This is a genomic window from Weeksella virosa DSM 16922, from assembly GCF_000189415.1.
Classification (GTDB): domain Bacteria; phylum Bacteroidota; class Bacteroidia; order Flavobacteriales; family Weeksellaceae; genus Weeksella; species Weeksella virosa.
Map to the genome: position 1 here is coordinate 1,769,865 of NC_015144.1, position 19,895 is coordinate 1,789,759.

The 19,895-nt window shown below is 36.1% G+C and carries 21 protein-coding genes and 1 pseudogene; 11 read left to right on the top strand and 11 right to left on the bottom strand.

The features are described from left to right. The first annotated feature begins 13 nt into the window (after positions 1-13). The 6 genes from WEEVI_RS08575 to WEEVI_RS08595 all read left to right on the top strand — a co-directional run bounded on the left by WEEVI_RS08575 (position 14) and on the right by WEEVI_RS08595 (position 4,075). A complete protein-coding gene (locus tag WEEVI_RS08575) occupies positions 14-553 on the top strand; it encodes an RNA polymerase sigma factor (RefSeq protein WP_013598750.1) in 540 nt (179 codons plus the stop codon). Between the two features lie 62 nt (positions 554-615). Then, on the top strand, positions 616-1,215 hold the full coding sequence (locus WEEVI_RS08580; RefSeq protein WP_013598751.1) for a C40 family peptidase: 600 nt from the start codon (positions 616-618) through the stop codon (positions 1,213-1,215). A 102-nt stretch (positions 1,216-1,317) separates the two neighbouring features. Then, positions 1,318-3,066, top strand: a complete 1,749-nt coding sequence (locus WEEVI_RS08585; RefSeq protein WP_126414837.1) for a BamA/TamA family outer membrane protein — start codon at positions 1,318-1,320, stop codon at positions 3,064-3,066. A gap of 39 nt (positions 3,067-3,105) precedes the next feature. Then, a complete protein-coding gene (locus tag WEEVI_RS11360; protein WP_013598753.1) occupies positions 3,106-3,576 on the top strand; it encodes a hypothetical protein in 471 nt (156 codons plus the stop codon). 86 nt (positions 3,577-3,662) lie between these two features. Next, positions 3,663-3,803 (top strand): hypothetical protein, encoded by a 141-nt coding sequence (locus WEEVI_RS11365; RefSeq protein ID WP_013598754.1) that lies wholly within the window; start codon positions 3,663-3,665, stop codon positions 3,801-3,803. A 41-nt stretch (positions 3,804-3,844) separates the two neighbouring features. Beyond that, a complete protein-coding gene (locus WEEVI_RS08595) occupies positions 3,845-4,075 on the top strand; it encodes a c-type cytochrome (protein WP_081448707.1) in 231 nt (76 codons plus the stop codon). A gap of 108 nt (positions 4,076-4,183) precedes the next feature. Here the strand turns inward: WEEVI_RS08595 and aspS are convergent, their stop codons facing one another. Beyond that, positions 4,184-5,953, bottom strand: coding sequence for an aspartate--tRNA ligase (gene aspS / locus WEEVI_RS08600; protein ID WP_013598756.1), 1,770 nt, complete (start codon positions 5,951-5,953; stop codon positions 4,184-4,186). 80 nt (positions 5,954-6,033) lie between these two features. Then, positions 6,034-7,956, bottom strand: coding sequence for an amino acid permease (locus tag WEEVI_RS08605; protein ID WP_013598757.1), 1,923 nt, complete (start codon positions 7,954-7,956; stop codon positions 6,034-6,036). A 118-nt stretch (positions 7,957-8,074) separates the two neighbouring features. Here WEEVI_RS08605 and WEEVI_RS08610 point away from each other — a divergent pair, with 118 nt between their 5' ends. Further along, positions 8,075-9,082, top strand: a complete 1,008-nt coding sequence (locus tag WEEVI_RS08610) for a M28 family peptidase (RefSeq protein ID WP_013598758.1) — start codon at positions 8,075-8,077, stop codon at positions 9,080-9,082. 198 nt (positions 9,083-9,280) lie between these two features. Here the strand turns inward: WEEVI_RS08610 and pepE are convergent, their stop codons facing one another. The 8 genes and pseudogenes from pepE to WEEVI_RS11540 form a co-directional block, all read right to left on the bottom strand. Continuing rightward, on the bottom strand, positions 9,281-10,000 hold the full coding sequence (gene pepE, locus WEEVI_RS08615; protein WP_013598759.1) for a dipeptidase PepE: 720 nt from the start codon (positions 9,998-10,000) through the stop codon (positions 9,281-9,283). A gap of 212 nt (positions 10,001-10,212) precedes the next feature. Then, the gene (locus WEEVI_RS08620; protein ID WP_013598760.1) at positions 10,213-10,782 is read right to left on the bottom strand and encodes a PhnA domain-containing protein; all 570 of its coding nucleotides are present in this window, start codon (positions 10,780-10,782) and stop codon (positions 10,213-10,215) included. A gap of 33 nt (positions 10,783-10,815) precedes the next feature. Further along, positions 10,816-13,559, bottom strand: a pseudogene (locus tag WEEVI_RS11575) (efflux RND transporter permease subunit). Positions 13,560-13,672: 113 nt separating this feature from the next. Beyond that, positions 13,673-14,005, bottom strand: a complete 333-nt coding sequence (locus tag WEEVI_RS11370; protein WP_052295771.1) for an efflux RND transporter periplasmic adaptor subunit — start codon at positions 14,003-14,005, stop codon at positions 13,673-13,675. Continuing rightward, positions 14,005-14,475 carry an efflux RND transporter periplasmic adaptor subunit gene (locus WEEVI_RS10985; RefSeq protein ID WP_052295772.1) on the bottom strand — a complete coding sequence of 157 codons (471 nt, stop codon included), beginning with the start codon at positions 14,473-14,475 and terminating at the stop codon, positions 14,005-14,007. Before WEEVI_RS10985 ends, WEEVI_RS11370 begins: the two co-directional genes overlap by 1 nt. Next, the gene (locus tag WEEVI_RS10990) at positions 14,475-15,806 is read right to left on the bottom strand and encodes a HAMP domain-containing sensor histidine kinase (protein ID WP_013598761.1); all 1,332 of its coding nucleotides are present in this window, start codon (positions 15,804-15,806) and stop codon (positions 14,475-14,477) included. Before WEEVI_RS10990 ends, WEEVI_RS10985 begins: the two co-directional genes overlap by 1 nt. Continuing rightward, positions 15,803-16,219, bottom strand: coding sequence for a response regulator transcription factor (locus tag WEEVI_RS11535; RefSeq protein WP_232013407.1), 417 nt, complete (start codon positions 16,217-16,219; stop codon positions 15,803-15,805). Before WEEVI_RS11535 ends, WEEVI_RS10990 begins: the two co-directional genes overlap by 4 nt. Before the next feature lie 6 nt (positions 16,220-16,225). Then, positions 16,226-16,480, bottom strand: a complete 255-nt coding sequence (locus WEEVI_RS11540; RefSeq protein ID WP_232013406.1) for a response regulator — start codon at positions 16,478-16,480, stop codon at positions 16,226-16,228. A gap of 127 nt (positions 16,481-16,607) precedes the next feature. On the opposite strand from WEEVI_RS11540, the gene WEEVI_RS08640 reads away from it, so the two are divergent. Beyond that, complete coding sequence (locus WEEVI_RS08640; RefSeq protein WP_013598762.1) at positions 16,608-17,462, top strand: ATP cone domain-containing protein; 855 nt, start codon at positions 16,608-16,610, stop codon at positions 17,460-17,462. Here WEEVI_RS08640 and WEEVI_RS08645 read toward each other — a convergent pair. After that, positions 17,455-17,916, bottom strand: coding sequence for a DUF4268 domain-containing protein (locus tag WEEVI_RS08645; protein WP_115042220.1), 462 nt, complete (start codon positions 17,914-17,916; stop codon positions 17,455-17,457). The two genes, WEEVI_RS08640 and WEEVI_RS08645, sit on opposite strands and share 8 nt — an antisense overlap. Before the next feature lie 96 nt (positions 17,917-18,012). Here WEEVI_RS08645 and WEEVI_RS08650 point away from each other — a divergent pair, with 96 nt between their 5' ends. From WEEVI_RS08650 to WEEVI_RS08660, 3 genes are read left to right on the top strand one after another with little or no spacing between them, the layout of a single operon-like run. Then, a complete protein-coding gene (locus tag WEEVI_RS08650) occupies positions 18,013-18,495 on the top strand; it encodes a TlpA family protein disulfide reductase (RefSeq protein ID WP_013598764.1) in 483 nt (160 codons plus the stop codon). Positions 18,496-18,535: 40 nt separating this feature from the next. Continuing rightward, positions 18,536-18,991, top strand: coding sequence for a hypothetical protein (locus WEEVI_RS08655; protein ID WP_013598765.1), 456 nt, complete (start codon positions 18,536-18,538; stop codon positions 18,989-18,991). Between the two features lie 2 nt (positions 18,992-18,993). Then, complete coding sequence (locus tag WEEVI_RS08660; protein ID WP_013598766.1) at positions 18,994-19,893, top strand: MBL fold metallo-hydrolase; 900 nt, start codon at positions 18,994-18,996, stop codon at positions 19,891-19,893. Positions 19,894-19,895: the final 2 nt, after the last annotated feature.

Here is a 19,895-nt window from a genome sequence, read left to right on the forward strand (position 1 = left end):
ATATATTTAGATTATGAATTTGGTAGAGGTAATCGCTGAGGCGAAGAAAGGCAAAAATGTTGCTCAAAATACCCTAATGGATACTTTTTGGCTTCCTGTATATCGTTATGTGGAAGGAAAAATAAGAAATGGTGAAGAGGCAGAAGACATCACAATCGAGACATTTACCAAGGTTTTTAATAAATTAAAACTCTATAATCCGGATTTTGATTTTTTGACTTGGTTGATTTCTATCGCACACAATACGATGATTGATTATATTCGTCGCTCTCCAAAATTGAATATTTCACTCGATGATGAAGCCTTTTCGCAGCATCAATACATTGTAGAAGAAAACCCAACACCAGAAGAATATCTAATTCTTCAGCAGAAAAATGATGAATTGTTGGCAGAAATAGAAAAATTACCAATTCATTATCAGAAAGTTATTCAGCTAAGGTATTTAGAAGATAAAACTTATAAAGAAATTGCAGAAGAATTGCAGCTGACCTTAGCCAATGTAAAAGTTAGAATTTTACGAGCAAGACAATTGTTGTGGGAGCAATTGCGATAACATGCAGTGTGATTTGAATACGAAAACAAGTGAGAAGTCGTTTATAAAAAAAGATCATAGATATGAAGTTGTATTTATTGCGTTTTTTTGGGTTATGTTTATTCAGTAGCATTTTGTTTTCGTGTAGTACAAATCGAATAGCCAATGTACGAAAGTCTCCCACTAAAATAAGAACGGTCTATGATTCTAAAAAAGCAAACGATCAGTATAGAACAGAGACGCTGATTAATGCCGAATCAATTGTTTTGTACGAAGTTCCGGACCAGGATCTCGATCGTTCAACTGTAGAAATACAATCGTTGGTAATCGCAGCAAGCCAATATCTTGGTACGCCTTATAAATATGGAGGTTTAGACATAACGGGTATGGATTGTTCGGGCTTGGTATTGCGATCCTTCGAAGCGATTGAACAGAAAATGCCTCGTATTTCTCGGGAACAAGCTAATAAAGGAAAAGAAATAAAGTTAACCGAAATCAAGATTGGCGATTTATTATTTTTCAATACATCGGGCAATTCTATTACCCATGTTGGGATAGTAGAAAGTGTAAAAGATGGAATAGTATATTTTATTCATGCCTCTACAACCAGAGGGGTAATGGTGTCTTCTTTAGCCGAAAATTATTGGAGTCGTAGATTTGTAAAAGCAACACGTATGTTGTAACTTCATCGAATGGTATATTTTCGGATATTTTTATTGATTATTTTTTTGTTTTTCGGTAATTTTCTTATCGCGCAAGATAATCTTCTTATCCAGAAAGATACTATGGTTCAACCTTTGAAACCAAAAAAATGGAAAGATAAAAAAGCGATAAAAACTCTTCGGAAATGGTTAATAAAAAAAGATACTGATACTCGTGCTAGAACAGACTCACTGGCTTTGTTCTCAGAGTATAGAGAATATCAGAACATTCCCATACGCAACATTTATATTCAATCGAACGACCCTTTTGGGTATGATGTGAATGATTCTCTTACAAAACCTCAGAAAAAAATAGAACGGATAGGCAATACTTTGCATGGCAAGACTAAAGAGTCCATTATTAATGATTATCTTTTATTTAAAGAAGGAGATAAGTTTGATTCTCTAAAAGTTAGAGAGTCCGAACGTCTTTTACGTAAAACTTATGTAATTCGTCGTATAAAAATCACAGCAAAACATGTCAATGATGGTGAGGCAGTAGATGTATATGTACGTACAGTAGATTCTTGGAGTATGATTGTGAGTGGCTCAGTCTCTACATCGAAGATTGGTTTACGTTTGCGAGAAAGAAATTTTTTGGGTGTAGGACATTATTTCGATAATCGTATAAAATATGACTTCGAAGACAAAAAATACCGTTATACAGGTCGATATCACATCCCGAATATCTATAAAACTTACATAAGTTTTGATGGAGTTTATCATAAAGATTATGAAAAATATTTTACTAAAGGAATATCATTTCAACGCAAGTTTTTCTCACCTCTCACTCGCTGGGCTGGAGGAATAACATTGAGTACACAATATTTTAGAGAAAACTTAGATTTTTCGGAAGTTCTCGACGATAAAAAACATTCTTTTGATTTCACCAATCAAGATTATTGGGGAGGGTATGCTTTTCGTATTGCTTCTGAACATGGTGCTTATGGTAAAATAACAAATCTAATTTTGTCTGCACGATACAATATCCGCACCTACGAAGATTCACCCGATGGTAATTACGATCCTGATGATTTTTTTGCAAGCCACAAACTCCTGATCGCAGGTGTAGGTATTACCTCTAGAGGTTATTATAAAGATCAGTTTATTTTTAAAGTTGCCCAGGATGAAGATATTCCAATAGGACGATCGTTGATGATAAATGTGGGCAATGAACATAAAAATGACCGGAATAGACTTTATTTAGGTGCAAAATATACCTCGGGTAATAAATATTCATTTGGCTATCTAGGCGCAACAGTCGAATACGGGACCTATCTTGGTAACGGTAATCTAGAACAGTCTGTATTGTCTATGCAATCACTCTTTTATACCAACTTGTATCATGCTGGTAGTTGGCATTTTCGCCATTTTTTGCGAAGTGTTTTCATGTACGGATACAATCGTTTCGACACTCAGGGTGATTTACTTTCTTTGCACAATGATGATTATTTAGGGATGGTCGGCTTCAATTCTGAAAATTTATTTGGTACACAAAAACTTATTTTCTCTATTCAATCGCAGGCTTATTCTCCATGGAGTGTTTTAGGATTTAGAATGTCGCCTTTTTCCAATATTACTCTAGGAATGTTGAATGATAATAAAAAATTCGTTCTTCAAAATAAACTTTACCCTAGCTTTAGTTTAGGAGTCTTGCTTACCAATGATTTTTTGGTTTTTGGGAACATACAATTATCGTTCACCTATTTTCCTAGGACGCCTGGCAAAGAAAATAATAGAATCCTATTCAATACATTGCAAAATTATGATTTAGGTCAATTAAATTATGAAATTGGTCGTCCAGAAACAGTGAAGTGGAATAAATGGTACTGAATTTGTTAGGAGTTTTATCAAACCTCCAACAATCTTAAAATGAAACTACTATTTGTAAATTTTATGTTCCTTGCAACACTCGTTGTATATGCCCAAAAGAAACCTCAAAATCTAGAAAATAAACAAACAGTAATTCCGACGAAGGAGCAAAGACTTACTAATAATCAGCCAACCTTATCTTATCATTGGCAAAATTTAGTTGGCAAAAAACTATCATTTGCCATCCATACACTACCAGACAATTTCCCAGGTTTTGATTATTTATATGTTCGTAAAGATCAAAAAAATATTTATGCACCAAATCAGTTAAATAAAACTTCACCAAATGAATTGATGAATAAAACCTTTAAAGTACTGAGAGTAGAAGAAAACTTTCGTAATAAGCAAAGTGAAATTTGTATACTGCTATTTATAGAGAATTTGTCGCCTTCTAATTATCTACGTAAACAATTTTATTATATCTATAATCCGAACGACAAGCAACCATTTTTGTTTACAATCTTTCAATAGTTATTTATATCAGATATAAATAAAAAGCATGCTATCGGGCGAAAAGAATTTTATTGTAAATTCATAATGAAAAAAACGCAAATCTCATGAAAAAAACACAAATCAAAACGCTATTTGGTTTGCTATTCGCTCTGATTCTTGTTGTATCGTGTAGCTCGAATGCCTTAGGCAAGGTAGACAAAGGGAGGGAATTAGCACAAGTAATAATCCAGGCTGGAAAAACCTAAAAGTTTTACCCAAAACAATCTCAGAAGAAGAGTTGAAAGGCATGATGAAAAATTTCAATACATCTTTAGGAGTTAAATGTAATTTTTGTCATGCATCTAATGCAGAGGGAGAATTAGATTTTGCATCAGACGCAGTGAAAAATAAAGAAATTGCCAGAGGAATGCTAAATATGACTTTCGAATTGAATAAAAAATATTTTGGAGTTTCTTTAGACAAAGATGCACCAAAAGTTACTTGTTTTACTTGTCATCAAGGAAAAAAACATCCATAATCGCGACGAGCGTCTCAATCATATTTCTATTTATGGTATGAATAATCTATAAATTATAAAAAAATCCTGCTCAGAGAACAGGATTTTTTATGTTTTTTTATTTTTCAACTACTTTGGCTCATCTGTAGAAGGCAAATCAATTTTGATGGACAATTCCTCTAATTGTGCTTCATCTATTTTTGCAGGCGCATCGATCATCACATCTCGACCCGAATTGTTTTTGGGGAATGCAATATAATCGCGTATTGTTTCCGAGCCATCTAAAATAGATACCAAACGATCAAAACCAAAAGCCAAACCTCCATGCGGTGGCGCACCATATTTGAAGGCATTCATCAAAAATCCGAATTGTGCTTCGGCTTGTTCTGGTGAGAATCCGAGAAGTTCGAACATTTCGGCCTGTAACTTGCGATCGAAAATACGGATAGATCCTCCGCCAATTTCATTGCCATTCAATACCAAGTCATAAGCATTTGCTCGTACTTCGCCCGGATTTGTTTTGATCAAATCATAATCTTCTACTTTTGGTGAAGTGAATGGATGATGCATCGCATAATAGCGTTGAGTTTCATCGTCCCATTCTAATAGCGGGAAATCTACTACCCAAAGAGGTGCAAATTCATCTGGCTTACGAAGACCTAAGCGTTCACCAATCTCCATTCGTAGAGCCGAAAGCTGTCCACGTACTTTGTCGCCTTTGCCAGACATAATAAGCAAAAGATCGCCAGGTTTGGCATTCATGCGTTTTGCCCAAGCGGCTAAATCGTCTTCGGTGAAAAATTTATCAACCGATGATTTATACGTTCCGTCTTCGTTGCATCGAACCCAAATAAGACCAGAAGCACCTATTTGTGGTCGTTTTACCCAATCGATAAGTTTATCTATATCTTTGCGGGTATAGGAATTGCATTGTTCTGCCGCAATCCCAACCACCAATTCTTGATCGTCGAACACAGAAAAACCTTTGCCTTGAGCCAGGTCTGTAATCTCGGCGAACTCCATCCCAAAACGAATATCAGGCTTGTCGTTTCCGTAACGTTTCATGGCTTCGGCATAGGTCATTCTAGGGAACTGTTCGAAGTCTAAATTTTTGAAGGTCTTAAGCAGGTGTTTGGTCAAGCCTTCGAATACTTCTATTATATCTTCTTGTTCTACAAACGACATTTCGCAGTCGATCTGAGTGAATTCTGGCTGTCTATCGGCGCGTAAATCTTCGTCGCGGAAACATTTTACGATTTGGAAATATTTGTCCAGTCCTCCTACCATTAACAATTGTTTGAAGGTTTGCGGAGATTGAGGTAAAGCATAAAATTGACCAGGGTTCATACGAGATGGAACCACGAAATCGCGTGCTCCTTCTGGGGTAGATTTAATCAGGACAGGAGTTTCTACTTCTACAAAATCTTGTGCATCAAGATATTTTCTTACTTCTTGTGCGACCTTCGAACGGAAGATTAATTTATCTTTTACAGGATTTCTACGAATATCCAAATAGCGATATTTCATGCGTAAATCTTCACCACCATCAGTTTGGTCTTCTATCGTAAAAGGAGGAAGTGCAGATTCATTAAGAATCTTTATCTCTTCTGCCAGGATTTCTATTTCACCGGTTGCAAGTTGTGGATTCTTCGCTGTACGTTCGATAACTGTCCCCGTTACCTGAATAACATATTCACGACCCAAAAGAAGAGCGGTCTCAAAAAGTTCTGTTGACGAACGATCTTCATCCAAAATTATTTGGGTAATTCCGTAACGATCGCGCAAATCGATCCATAACATAAAACCTTTATCGCGTAGGGTCGCTACCCAGCCACTTAGCGTAACTTTTTCGTTGATATTGGCTTGTGTCAGTTGTCCACAAGTATGCGTTCTAAACATGTGTCTTTCTATTTATGGTGCAAAGGTAAAGTATAGATTGAAAATAAAGAAGCAAATAATCTGCTTTTCGATAGGATTTATTACTGAATTAGATTCTTTTCTTTTTTTAATTTGCTATGTCGGTAACCATATCCAAAATAAATCGCCAATCCTATAAAGAGCCAACATAAGAAAATAAGCCAATTTTTGATGCCTAATTGTGCCATCATATAAAAACAACAAAGCATTCCCGCTAGTGGAATCATAGAAGTCTTATAAAAGTATGAGCGGATAAACATCCCAAAGAAAATTAATATAAAAAGATACATAGGGATTTTGTGTTTGAAAACATCCCAGCCAACTTCTAATTTTTTTTGTTCATCGATCGGTAACTTATCGAGAAGGTCTGCATATTGTGTAGGTGTAAGATTTTTGAGGTAATGATCGAGATGTGCAACAGCTTGTCCATGGTTTTGATCTTCGATAAATCTTTGGGTGTCTTGCAACTCTTTTGGGTTAAGGGATTGAATGAGTGATTCTATAGGCATCGGTTCTGGTTGTAAAGTAAAAAAAGCTTTGGTTTCTTTTTCGAAGGTTGTCAAACATAACACAACGATAAGAAGCGTGAGAATAGGCATTACCCAACGCGCATCGATAAACGGTGTACGGAAACTTCCTCTTTTCATTTGTGGATTGGTATCTAGACGGATTACGGCAGCACAAACCAAAACAAAAGCAAAAAGTGTCCCGATGGAACAAGCATCCACTACAAACTCTAGATCGGTAAACAAAATGGGTATCCCAACCACAAAACCTGTAAAAATAGTTGCGTAGGAAGGTGTTTTGTATTTTGGGTGAATATTCGAAAATCGTTTCGGAAGTAAGCCATCTCTAGACATGGTCATCCAAATTCTTGGTTGCCCAATTTGGAACACGATAAAAACACTTGCCATTGCAATAACAGCCGAAATAGAAATTATCCCTGCCAACCATTGCAAATCTTCTATCTGCTCGAAAACATACGCCAAAGGATCGCCAACATTTAGTTCAGAATAATGAACCAACCCTGTTATTACCAATGCAATCAAAATGTATAAAATAGTACAGATTATGATGGATAAGAAGATACCACGTGGTAAATCTTTTTTCGGATTTACACATTCTTCTGCTGTTGTACTGATGGCATCAAAACCTATATAAGCGAAGAAAACCGAACTGACACCGGCCAAAACTCCGCTAATTCCGTTGGGTGCAAAAGGACTCCAATTCTCGGGCGAGACATAGAAAAATCCTACCAATATGACCAATAAAACTACAGCTACTTTCAGGAATACCATGGCATTGCTCATTTTTCGTGTCTCGTTTATCCCTCTAAATACCAAAGCTGTAATTAGAAAAGTAATGACCAAAGCTGGAATATCAAGAACTAAATTAAATCCGATTTTAGGAGCGTTTTCGAAGGCTAAATACTTGGCTATATCTTGTGCGTATGGGGTGCTTTTCAATCCTTCTAAAGTAAAACCTTTTGCCAATTCGTTACTGATGAGTGCATGTCCGTCGCGAGCTGTAAAGTAATCCATCGTCATCCATTCTGGTAAATGAATTCCCATGCCAGAGAGAAATGTAGTAAAGTAATCACTCCAAGAAATTGCTAAAACAATATTTCCAATGGCATATTCCATAATCAAAGCCCAACCAATCACCCAGGCGAATAATTCACCAAAAGCTACATAACTATACGTGTAGGCACTCCCAGAAACAGGAACCAACGAGGCAAATTCTGCATAGGCAAATGCAGTAAACCCACAAGCTAAAGCAGTAAATAGAAAAAGAAAAACAACTGCTGGACCACCTTCATAGCTCGCTCGTCCGATGGTGCTGAAAATTCCGGCACCGATAATTGCAGCGATTCCGAAACCAACCAAATCTTTGGTTCGTAGGGTTCTTTTTAGATGATGATTGCTGTCTTGCGATTCGGCTAGTATTTTTTCTACAGATTTTTTTCTGAATAACTGTGATCCCATATGTATAGATTATTTACATTTATCAGGATTTATCAACCGATGGTTATCAAATCCCAAAAAACAATTACTTTTACATTTCTTATTTAGTTATGAATAAATTTAATCAAAAATTAGAATAATGAAACATTTCATGCTATCAATTGTGGTGTCGATAAGTTTTTTATCGTGTAATCCTATCCAAAAGCTGAATAATCCGAACACGATAGAAAAATTCACTCAACAAGTAAGCGAAACCGAACTGAAGAAACAATTATTTATTTTGGCAGGAGACCAAATGCAAGGGCGCAATGCAGGCACAGAAGGCGAGCGATTGGCCGCCGATCATATAGTTTCGTATTACAAAAATTTAGGGATTTCTTCGGTAAAAGGAACTGATAAACCTTATTTTCAGACTATTCCAGCCAAAACCTTTAATCGTGTAGAAGGTGAAATGCGTAATATTTTAGCTTTTATTCCTGGAACCGAAAAAGCGGACGAAGTTTTGGTTTTATCGGCTCATTACGATCATGAAGGGGTGAAAAATGGGCTAATATACAACGGTGCAGATGATAACGGCTCTGGAACGGTTGCGGTGATGGAAATTGCGCGCGTCATGAAAATGGCTTATGATAAAGGAGTAGGACCTAAAAGGTCGATCCTTTTTTTACATGTTTCTGGAGAAGAAAAAGGTTTATTAGGATCGAAATATTATACCGATCATCCCATTTTCCCGTTGGATAAGACCATTGCTAACATTAATATTGATATGATTGGTCGTGTAGACAACGAGCATTTGCAACAAGAGAATTTTGTCTATGTAATTGGATCTAATATGTTGAGTTCTGATTTGGATAAAAAAGTACGAGAAGCCACACAATACAGTTCTATTGTTTTGGATGAAAAATACAATACCAAAGACGATCCAAATAGATTCTATTACCGATCTGATCACTACAATTTTGCAAAGTATCAGATTCCGTCGGTTTTTTATTTTAATGGTGTCCATGAAGATTATCACCAACCTAGCGATACTCCCGATAAGATAAATTACCCAATTCTTACACAGCGTACGAAACTAATTTTTGCTACAGTTTGGTTATTGGCTAATGCAGACAATAGACCAGTTGTAGATATAATATCCGACTAAACAATTAAACATCAATAGTAAATAAATCCCTTTCATGAGAAAATGAAAGGGATTTATTGTTTCAATTATCTTTACATTTTAGAAGGAATTATTTTCATTGCATGCAACCCTAATTGATATTTATTTTATATAATTAGTATATACTTTATCAACTTTTTATTAGGAGAGTAAGAATGAATTTTAGAGATTAAAAAATATTTATTGCAATAAACTACTCATTCTCATTCCGCTTTCGATGATTCTTTCCTTGTTTTTTCTGCTAAACCAAACTGCGTTTTCTGATCCTTTTAGCGTGATTTCTCCCTCCAAAATCTCCAACCAAGAACCTTCTTTTAGACCAAGAACAGCTATGTCATTCTGTATCAAAAATTCGGCAATTCGCTGCTCTCTCGTTTCTCCTTTGTGTGTAGAATTTGGGTCGGCTTCTAGGTAATGCGGATTTAGGTTGAAAGGTAATATTTTCAGCGCCTCGAAACTTGGTGGATAAACGATTGGCATATCGTTCGTTGTCCCGATTGTTTGTCCGGTCAAATTACTGCCTGCACTTGTCCCGATATAAGGTGTTCCCGATAGAATGGCTTCTCGTAAAGTTGTCATCAGGTCCAACTCGTACAAGGTTTTCAGGAGTAAGAATGTGTTTCCTCCACCCACAAAAATAGTTTTGGCATCTCGGATTGCTTCTTTCTTATTTTCAAATTCGTGTATGCCTCGAACTTTAATTTCATGTGCTTGCAAGGCATTTTTCACTTTTTCGGTATAATCGTCATAATTAATGCCAGAAGGTTGTGCGAAAGGGATGAAAATTAACTCATCGGTTTGGGTAAAATCTTTTATTTCTTCTCGGATATACTCTAAAAAATCACTTCCATAAATTGTACTTGTGCTTATAATAAGCGCTTTGACTTCTTTATTGATCATCGTTTTTTTATTTGTAGGATAATATAAATATAAAAATACACACCTTCAAGCTTTCGACCTTATCTCTTTGTTATTTCTTTTACGGTTGGGTAATATCTGGTAGGATGATATACAATACATTCACAAAGTATGATTTTATCCTACCAATCGAAAACAAAAAATCCTACTCGACAAATAGGTAGGATTTTATAAGGTTTCGCGTGTTATTATGTTTATTGTTTTTTTACAAATTTGGTCAGAATTACTATTGTTTGTCCATCAACTTTCCCCTCAATTTGTTCGTGGTTATCGTGCACCAAACGAATATTGCGCACTGCTGTTCCTATTTTAGCATTGAGAGAAGAGCCTTTCACATCCAAATCTTTGATTAGGGTTACAGTATCGCCAGCAACCAAAATATTTCCATTGACATCTTTGTGCAATTCGGCTGCATCATCTTTTACGGCTTTTGCCCATTCGAGTGTATCCTCGTCTAAGTACAACATGTCCAATGCATCGGCAGCCCACGCTTCGTTGTTCATGCGTTGCAGCAGTCGGTAAGCAACAACTTGTACGGCAGGAACTTCGCTCCACATACTGGTAGGTAAATACTTTTCCCAAAATTGTGGATCCAAATCGGCTCGTTTTTCTAATTGCGCTTTGCATACTTCTGCAATGTAAATGCAACGATTAGGATCGTTTGTCGCATTTGGTTGAACTTCGAATACGCTAAGTTCCTCGGTAAGGCCCGTAAGTTCGCAGCTGTTATTGCTACGTTGTTTCAATTGTTCTTCAAGCTTCATAGAGACATTTTTTGCAAATATACTGAATTCTTTTTAGGCTTCTATTTCCTTGGGTGAACGTTCCTTGTACATCCAATAATAAGCAATTGGTAGGATAGTAAAGGATAGGAATAAACAACAAATCAATCCGCCGACAATCATGATGGCTAAAGGTTTCTGAATCTCAGATCCCATACCGGTCGAAAGTGCTGCTGGTAAAAGGCCCATTGATCCCATAAGAGCAATCATCACAACCGGACGAATTCTACTTTTCACTCCTTCTTCTATGGCTTGTTTTAGAGGGATTTTATGTCTTCGGTTTTCACTAATCATACCAATAAGAACAATCCCGTCTATAGTTGCAACTCCGAACAAGATAATGAATCCGATTCCAGCTGAGATTCCGAAAATTGTACCGGTTATCCAAAGCGTTAAAAACCACCAATAAACGCAAACGGAAGAGTAAGCGCCGCAACGGCTGTGTCTTTTGCATTTCCGAAATTAGAGTACAACAAAAGCATAATCAAAACCAGCGAAACCGGAATGACCAAAGCGAGTTGTTTGGCGGCACGTTCTTTACTTTCGAATTCCCCAGTCCATTCCATATGGTTTTCTTTAGGTAGATGAACTTCCTTGGCGACAACTTGTTTGGCTTCGTCTATGGTGCTTCCTAAATCGCGTCCTTCGATACTAAAACCTACGCCGATATAGCGACTGTTGCCTTCTCGGTAAATAAACGCAGGCCCTGTTTGGTAACCAATACTGGCAATCTCTTGCAAAGGAATATTTTGCCCATTACTGGTTGGGATAAGAATATTTCCTATTTTTTCGGGAGTATCTCGGTATTCTTTGTTGAAGCGAAGAACGACATCAAATTGGCGATCGCCTTCGTAGAACATAGTAGCGGATTGGCCACCGATTGTCATTTCTATCACTGCTTGTACATCGGCAGTTTGAATGCTATATTTGGCCATTTTCGAGTCGTGAAGTTGAATTTTGAGTTCAGGTAAACCGATATTTTTATAAACATTGATATCGGTAATTCAGTCAACTTTTTCGATGGCTGCTGCAACTTGATTGGCATATTTTTCTAAGTCGTATAAATCATCACCAAAAATTTTGATAACCAAAGCACTTTTCACGCCGGCAACATATTCTTCTACGTTATCTTGAATCGGTTGACTAAAACCAAAATTGATTCCAGGATAATGATCGAGTTGCGTACGCATTTCTTGGATTATGGTTTATTTAGAAACTTTTCTTTCCCAATCTTTTTCGTCTTTTAGTTGGACATTGAATTCAATATTGAAAAAACCTGTAGGGTCGGTTCCGTCATTTGGTCGTCCGGTTTGCGTCAGAACAAAATCTATTTCGGGAATGGTTTTCATCAACTTTTCTTTCATTTCTTTGGTCAATCTTGTCGATTCATCCAAACTAATACTATTCGGTAAAGTTGCCCGAACGTAAATTGCTCCTTCGTTGAGTTTTGGTAGGAATTCTGATCCGTAATGAGAGAATTTTACAAAACAAATTGTGAGGATTCCTAAAAATATTGCAATTGTCGTTTTTTTGTATTTGAAGGTAACTTGAAACAAATTATAAATATTTCTCTGAAAAAATCGGGTAATAAAGTTTTCTTTTTCTTCGATGTTTTTCGTGAAAAGAAGTTTACACATTGCCGGAACATACGTTAAACTCAAAATCAATGAACCTAAAAGGGCATAACTTAACGTAAAGGCTAACGGACTAAACATTTTTCCTTCTACTTTCTGAAAAGAGAAAATAGGTAATAAGGCTACGATGAGGATGATGAGGACAAAAAAGATGTACGAAGCAACACTACCAGCACTTTTTTTGATGAGTCCGTGTTTATTCATTCGGGCAAATCTTTCGGGTCCTATTTTGTGAGATTGTGCGGCTAAGGCAACAAAAACAGTTTCTACAATTACCAAAGTTCCTTCGAGTAATAGTCCGAAATCGAGTGATCCCATCGAAATTAAATTCGCTGGTAATCCTTGAATTTTCAGCATGATAATAGCGAATAAAAACGATAATGGAATTACAGATGCAACAATGAAGGTTGATTTCCAATTATACAAGAAAATAAAGACGATGAGCGAAACCAAAAGAATTCCTTCGATCAAGTTTTTAGAAACAGTCCTTACCGTATTATCGACCAAGGTTGTACGGTCTACAACGGTTTCTATGGTTGTATTTTCGGGTAAATGACGTTCGTTTAGGATGTTGATTTTTTCTTCACTACCAAAACTTACGACATCAGCAACGCCCGGAACCGAAAGTAATTCGCGTTCGATTACCCAATCTTGCAAAGCTGTAACTTCTTTTAGTGGGAGGTCACTTTTGATAATGTATCGAAAAATTTCACCGGTTGCACCCGAAGGTGGCTCAATTTCGCTGTTTACACCTTCAGGCAAATCAACGTCGTTTAATTTATTCGACACATATTGTTGCGCATAGAAATCATCTACATTATCTTCGAACTGAACCGTCACCACTGAAAGTCCGAAAAGAGAAATCGAACGAATATTCGATTTGTGTGGGATGCTGTTCATTTCTTTAGAAATCGGTAGAGTAACCAATTTTTCCATTTCTTCTGCACTTCGACCAGGCCATTGTATAATGATTCTTGCTCGCGTATTGGTTACATCTGGGAAAGCTTCTATTGGCGTGTGTTTAAGCGCATAAATACCTCCGAACAATAACACAAAAACCCCAAACATCACCAAGGTTGTGTGTCGTAGCGAGAAAGTAACGATGTTTTGAACAAACTTTTGCATGAAATATTGGTTTATTTGTTCGAAAATGAGCAAAGCATTCGACCCGATAACTTTTTCATCCGAAGCCAAATCTTCTTCTATATACGTCCACTCTTCGTTATTGCTAATTGGCGTCACTTTTTTCGCCTCAAGAGTACAGTCGTTTTTGTAGGTAACGAGATAGTTTTTGTTGTTGAAAAAATCAAAGCGTCATTAGGAATCGCATATGCGTTTCGGTCTGAAGTGTTTTTATTGATGATAATATCAACCCTTAGGCCTGGCATAAGATTCAAATTTTGATTTTCTAAGACAACGCGCGCTTTCAGAACGTGTTCATTGTCATCAAAAACATTATAAATTTTATCGATTTTTCCGGTGTAAATTTGGTCTGGATAAGCAATGGTTTTTACTTTCACTAGATCGCCAGTTTTTACATATTTTAGATTGCTTACATAAATATTCACCATTACCCAAACTTTTTTAAGGTTCGAAATAGAAAACAAAGCATCGCTATCCGACGTGATACTTTGTCCAGAACTGATCGATTTCTGAATGATATATCCTTTTTCGGCGCCAAAATCTGAAAAGCATCCTGCCCAACAGCTCTGTACAATTGCAAAGTTTGCTTGATTCTTTCTAACTCGATTTTGGCACTTGCCAATTCATGCTCCGACTCTAAAACTTCGGGAGCAGAAATCATCCCATCATTCAACAATTCTTTTTTGGTAGAAATTTGTTTGTTAAGTAAAGTAATCTGATTCTGAAAGAAACGTTGTTGTTGATACAATTCCTGAATTTGAGACGATTTTATCGTCGCCAAAACTTGTCCTTTCTTCACATAATCGCCCAACTCGAAATTGACATTATCTACCACACCATCGAGCAAACTCCGAAAGCTTACCAAATCGTTTTCATCATATTCTATTTTTCCCGGCATTAGCAGTTGCTCGGTAATCGGACTTTTATGAACCGCAAGAATATCCGTTGGATATGATGAATCTTGAAAATAATATTGGCAAGAGAAAGTCCGATTCCTTTTCCGTTAAATTCTGAGGTGTTGCTGCCACGATAAAAGTTCGACGTAATTCTGTGTAAATCCTCTTTTTCTATACCAATTCCTTGATCTTTAATTTGTAGTTGTAAATGATTTTCTTCTTCGGATATACTAATTTTAACTAATTGATTATGAGAGTATTTTATGGCGTTTTCTAAAATGTTGAGAATTGCCAAACGCAACATTTTTTCGTTACCTTGTTGAATGAGTAATTGTTGATTTTTCAACTCAAAATCCAATTGAAATTTGGCTTCTTTTAATGCAGCTTCTTGTTCGATCATCTGAAAAATAATTTCATCTATCCGAATTGGGGACAGTTCTAAATTGGTTTTCACACCAGAAAGAATCATCATTTGATCGAGTGTATCGCGCAAATCTTCGACATAATTTGCATACTGTAGATTCACTTTTTTATATTCTTCTACACTTCTTTCTTTTTGTTTGGTAACTTCTATAGTGTCTAAAATTGCGGTCATCGGCGTTCTAAATTCGTGCGAAACATAATCGATAAAGTTTTTTTGTACCAAAAATGTTTCCCCTAAACGTTCCACAAAATGATTGTACGTTTTTACCAAATCTTCAACTTCTTTATACGTTTTTTCGAGTTGGATAGGATGTTGAAAATTTTCGGAGTTTCTTGATTTTATCTGTTTCATCATCAAGGAAATAGGTTGATAAGCAATATGGCCGATTAGCTGTCCGAAAAGAAAAACAACCAACAAACCAATTACTGAAACTAGGACAAGAATTTGTAAAAGTGAATTCATTAAACCATAAAATTCATCGGTTGATTCTCTAGTGATAATAACAAAATCGCCTTGATTGTCATGATAAAATAAGCCGCTATAAAAAAAGTTATCGGTCCGAAAATTAGCTTCTTTATTTTTTCGAATTGTTTCTACAAAGTTTTCGGTAATTTCGACATCATCGACCATATTTCCACCAAACTTTTTATTCTTTTCATTGAACACTAAAATATTCTTTTTCGAGATCGATTTCGAAAGTCTATTTTGTATGCTTTGATGTTCCGAATGCGAAACTTCATCTTCTTCTAAATAATAAAAAGCGGCGAGTAAGGTTTTGCTTTCGAGATTTTTATATTCGCGCTGAATCATTTTTGTCGAAAAGAAAAAATAAATTAAAACCGATGCTACCAAAATGGCTACTCCAAAAAGTAAACTCGTATAAAAGGCTAAGCGATTTTTTAAACTCATGCGTCGTGTTTGAATAAATAACCAAATCCTTTTACCGTGAAAATAAATTTATCTTCGGTTTCTATTTTGTTGCGCAAATAAGAAATATACACATCTACAATATTGGTCTGATTATCGAATTGTATTCCCCAAACGGCATTCAGAATTTGCATTCGTGTGACGGTTTTATCTTTATTTTCAATGAGATAGAGAAGGAGTTTCATTTCGGTTGGAGAAAGATCAACTTCTTTTTGATTCACCGAAACTTTGTATTGATCATAATCGATGCTCAAACTCCCAAATTGTTGTAGGTTGGTAGTGGTTTCTATGAGGCGATTTGCTCTTCTTGTTAGCGCTTTGATACGAGAAAAAAGCTCATCAAAATGAAATGGTTTCGTGAGATAATCATCAGCACCATCATCCAAAGCATTCACTTTATCTTACACCGTATTCAGTGCAGAAAGCATGAGAATCGGTGCTGTAATTTTTTTATAGCGTAGAGTTTGTACCGATTGTCGACCATCGATTCCGGGCAACATAACATCGACAATAAATAAATCCCACTGCAAATCGAGGTAATTTTCTATAACTTCCTCGGCCGTTTTACACAAGGTCACCAAATAGCCATTTTCTTCTAATCCTTTCGTCAGAAAATCACTAATTCGTTTATCGTCTTCTACAACAAGAATTTTCATTGTTAATAGGTTTTATACAAAATTATCGAAAATGTCTTGACTTTTAAGATAGGAAAGAACTTTCTAATTTAATTTTAATTATCCTCAAGTTTTTATACTTTTAATCCTAAATCTAAATAATAATTAGGTGAAAGTAAAAAAACAATCTGGCGAATTAGTCGATTTTGACCCAAAGAGTTTGCGCCGTTCTCTTTCTCGTTCTGGCGCTACGAAATCCGAAATAGAAGAAGTTTTTTCGACTGTTAATAATTTTTTGTATTCGGGTATCAGCACACGAGAATTGTATCAGAAAGCTTTTGATGAACTCAAAAAGTTTCGTTCTTCATATGCTGCACGCTATAGCCTGAAAAGAGCCTTGCAAGAACTCGGGCCAGAAGGGCATCTTTTCGAGGAATGGATTGCAAAAATCTTTATCGAGCAAGGTTATCAAGCACTTACCGGAATCACAGTTCAGGGCGCAGCTGTAACACACGAAATAGATGTTGTTGCCCTAAAAGGGGAGGAACTTATTTTTTGCGAGTGTAAATTCAGAAATGACTTAGATGCCAAAATTAGCGTTACAACGCCGATGTATATACTGTCGAGAATAAAAGATGTGATGAATAATGAGTACGAGTTTTTCGGTAAGAAAATGAAACCAACCAAAGGCTTTTTGGTAACCAATGCTTATCTTACTACTGATTCGATAGATTTCGCAAATTATTATGGGATTGGATTGATTTCTTGGAACTATCCCGAAGGAAAAAACATCAAAGAAATAGTTGATTATAGTGCCTTGTATCCGTTGACTTGTCTAACGAATCTTACCAAAGAACAAGAGAAACAACTCATGGAAAAAGGAACAATATTGGTGAAAGAGTTGGTCGAAAATCCTACAGTTTTAGATGAGTTGAGGCTAGACGAAAACACCAAAAATAATGTGTTAGAAGAAGCTAGAGAATTGATTGATGTAGAATGTTTTCGTTGTGAAAATCCTACTTAAACAAGTCGAATGAAGCCTTGTGGTCTACCCAAAAAGCATCCAAAGCAATTGAATTTTCTTTCAGAAAGCGAATAATTTCTGCCCAATCACTTTCGCGATAAATACTTACTTGATCTAGTTTCAAGCGGATACTTGAAATGGGTTTTCCTTCGTCAGAAAAATCATTTTTTTCCCAGACCCAATCATCTCCGCAATACGAAGCAAAAACAAGCTCGAACTCTTCGAGTTGTTCCCAAATCATTTGTTGGTATGACGGATCTGGATGCGCCACTTGCACGCTGATTTCTGCATGTCGATTGAACACATCGGTCTTGAAAAACAATCCTTTTATACCGGTTTTGTAATTAATCCAATTGATACGTCTGCCTTCTGCATTGGGTTGCAACTTCATGTACGAACCAAAAGCTGTCCAGAATTCGTGCTTTATGCGTTTCGCTTCTTCTTTTGAAAACAATGTTATTAGTATTTGATACAAATTTAGGGTTATTTTAAGATATTTATGATGAGAAGCTAAAGAGAATTTGGTATTTTTAGTATATAAATAGAAAGAATGATAAAACAAATCCTACTCATATTCGTCCGTGTAAGCTTTCTGATGACAACTCCTCTTTTTTCTCAAGAAATAAAAGTTGTTAACCATGAAGAATTACAAAAAGCAATCCTGCGTTCGGATAAACAGTTAACGGTAGTAAATTATTGGGCAACATGGTGTATGCCATGCTTGGCAGAGTTACCTTATTTTTCTGTTGTAGAAAAACAAAATAAAGACGACGTTCGTTGGGTTTTTGTATCGTTTGATCGTCCAAAGCAAATTGAGCGAATGAAGGAGATTATCCGAAAAGAAAATCTAAATGGTGAGTTTTTTTTGTTGGATGACCTGAAAAATCAAAAAGTTTGGCGATCATCGATCGATGAAAATTGGTTTGGAGCTATTCCCGTTACCAACTTTTATAAAAATCGTGTTAAAATACTGCATCATCCAAGTGCATTTACTCTAGAAGAATTAACCGAAGTAGTGCAGCAATTGAAATAAGATACCTAGAAAAAATTTAAAAAAAATAAAAATAAATATTATGAAAAAAACACATATCCGAAAAGAAATTATCGATCATTTAATCGAATTGAAAAGAAATGAAATAAAAAAACTAGAAGAATCTCATAAAATCTATGCCGAGAGTGCCGACTTAGATGAAGAATCAAGCCTAGAGTTGGATGATTTTTCACAACAAAATCAGTCAACTGATGCTGCTAGAAACCTACAATTGAGAATCGATCGAGAGAAAGATTTATTGAATCAATTTATAAACTTAAAACCAGAATTAGTACCGGAAATTACCGAAGGTAACGTAGTGTTTACAGATAAAGTAAACATGGTAATAGGATTAGCATTCAAAGATTTTGAGTGGAACGGAAAACGATTTGTCGGCATTAGTACAAGTGCACCAATCTTCGAGGCATTGGTCGGAAAAAGAGAAAATGATACATTAAATTTTAACGGAATCGATTATACCATAGAAGAAATATTATAGTCATGGTAACTATACATACAATCGATCTCAATTTTCAGAACAATAAAAAAGTTATTGCAGCTTATCTTATTGAGACCGAACAAGGGCCTGTTTTGCTCGATCCAGGACCTTATTCTACTTTCGAGACGCTAGCTGCTGGTATCGAGAGATTAGGTTGGCGAGTAGTCGATGTAGAAAATGTTTTGTTAACGCATATCCATTTTGATCATGCAGGTGCTGCTTGGAAATTTGCAGAACATGGAGCGACAATTTTTCTCAATCCGATCGGAATTCCTCATCTCAAAAATCCAGAAAAACTCTGGAACTCTGCTAAGCAAATCTATCAAGATAAGATGGATTCTCTCTGGGGTGAAATGAAACCTATTAAAGAAGAGTCTTTGGTAGGATTAGCTGATGGACAAAGTGTAGAGTTCGGGAATGCAATCTTCGAAACGTTTTATACTCCAGGACATGCAGTGCATCATAATGTATACAAGTTAGAGGAGGTGTTTTTTACAGGAGATGTAGCAGGTGTGAAGATAGAGAATGGGCCTGTTGTTCCACCGTGTCCACCTCCAGATATCAATATAGAATTATGGAAGAAGACAATAGAAAGATTGAGAGAAATAAAAGCAAAAGGAATCTATCAAACGCATTACGGCTATCACGATGATGTCGAAAACTTGTTTAGACAACTTGAAGTTGAACTGGATAAATGGGCCAATTATATCCAGCCAATGTATGAAGATCAGAGACCTACAGAAGATATTACCGCAGTTTTTGTAGATACTATTCAATCTTTTTATCGGAGCAAAGGCTTAAATGAAGAACAAATTCAGGCATACGAATTGGCCAATCCTTCTTGGATGTCGGTCGGTGGTCTTCTACGTTATTGGAGATTAAAGGAACAAGGTAGGCTGTAGGT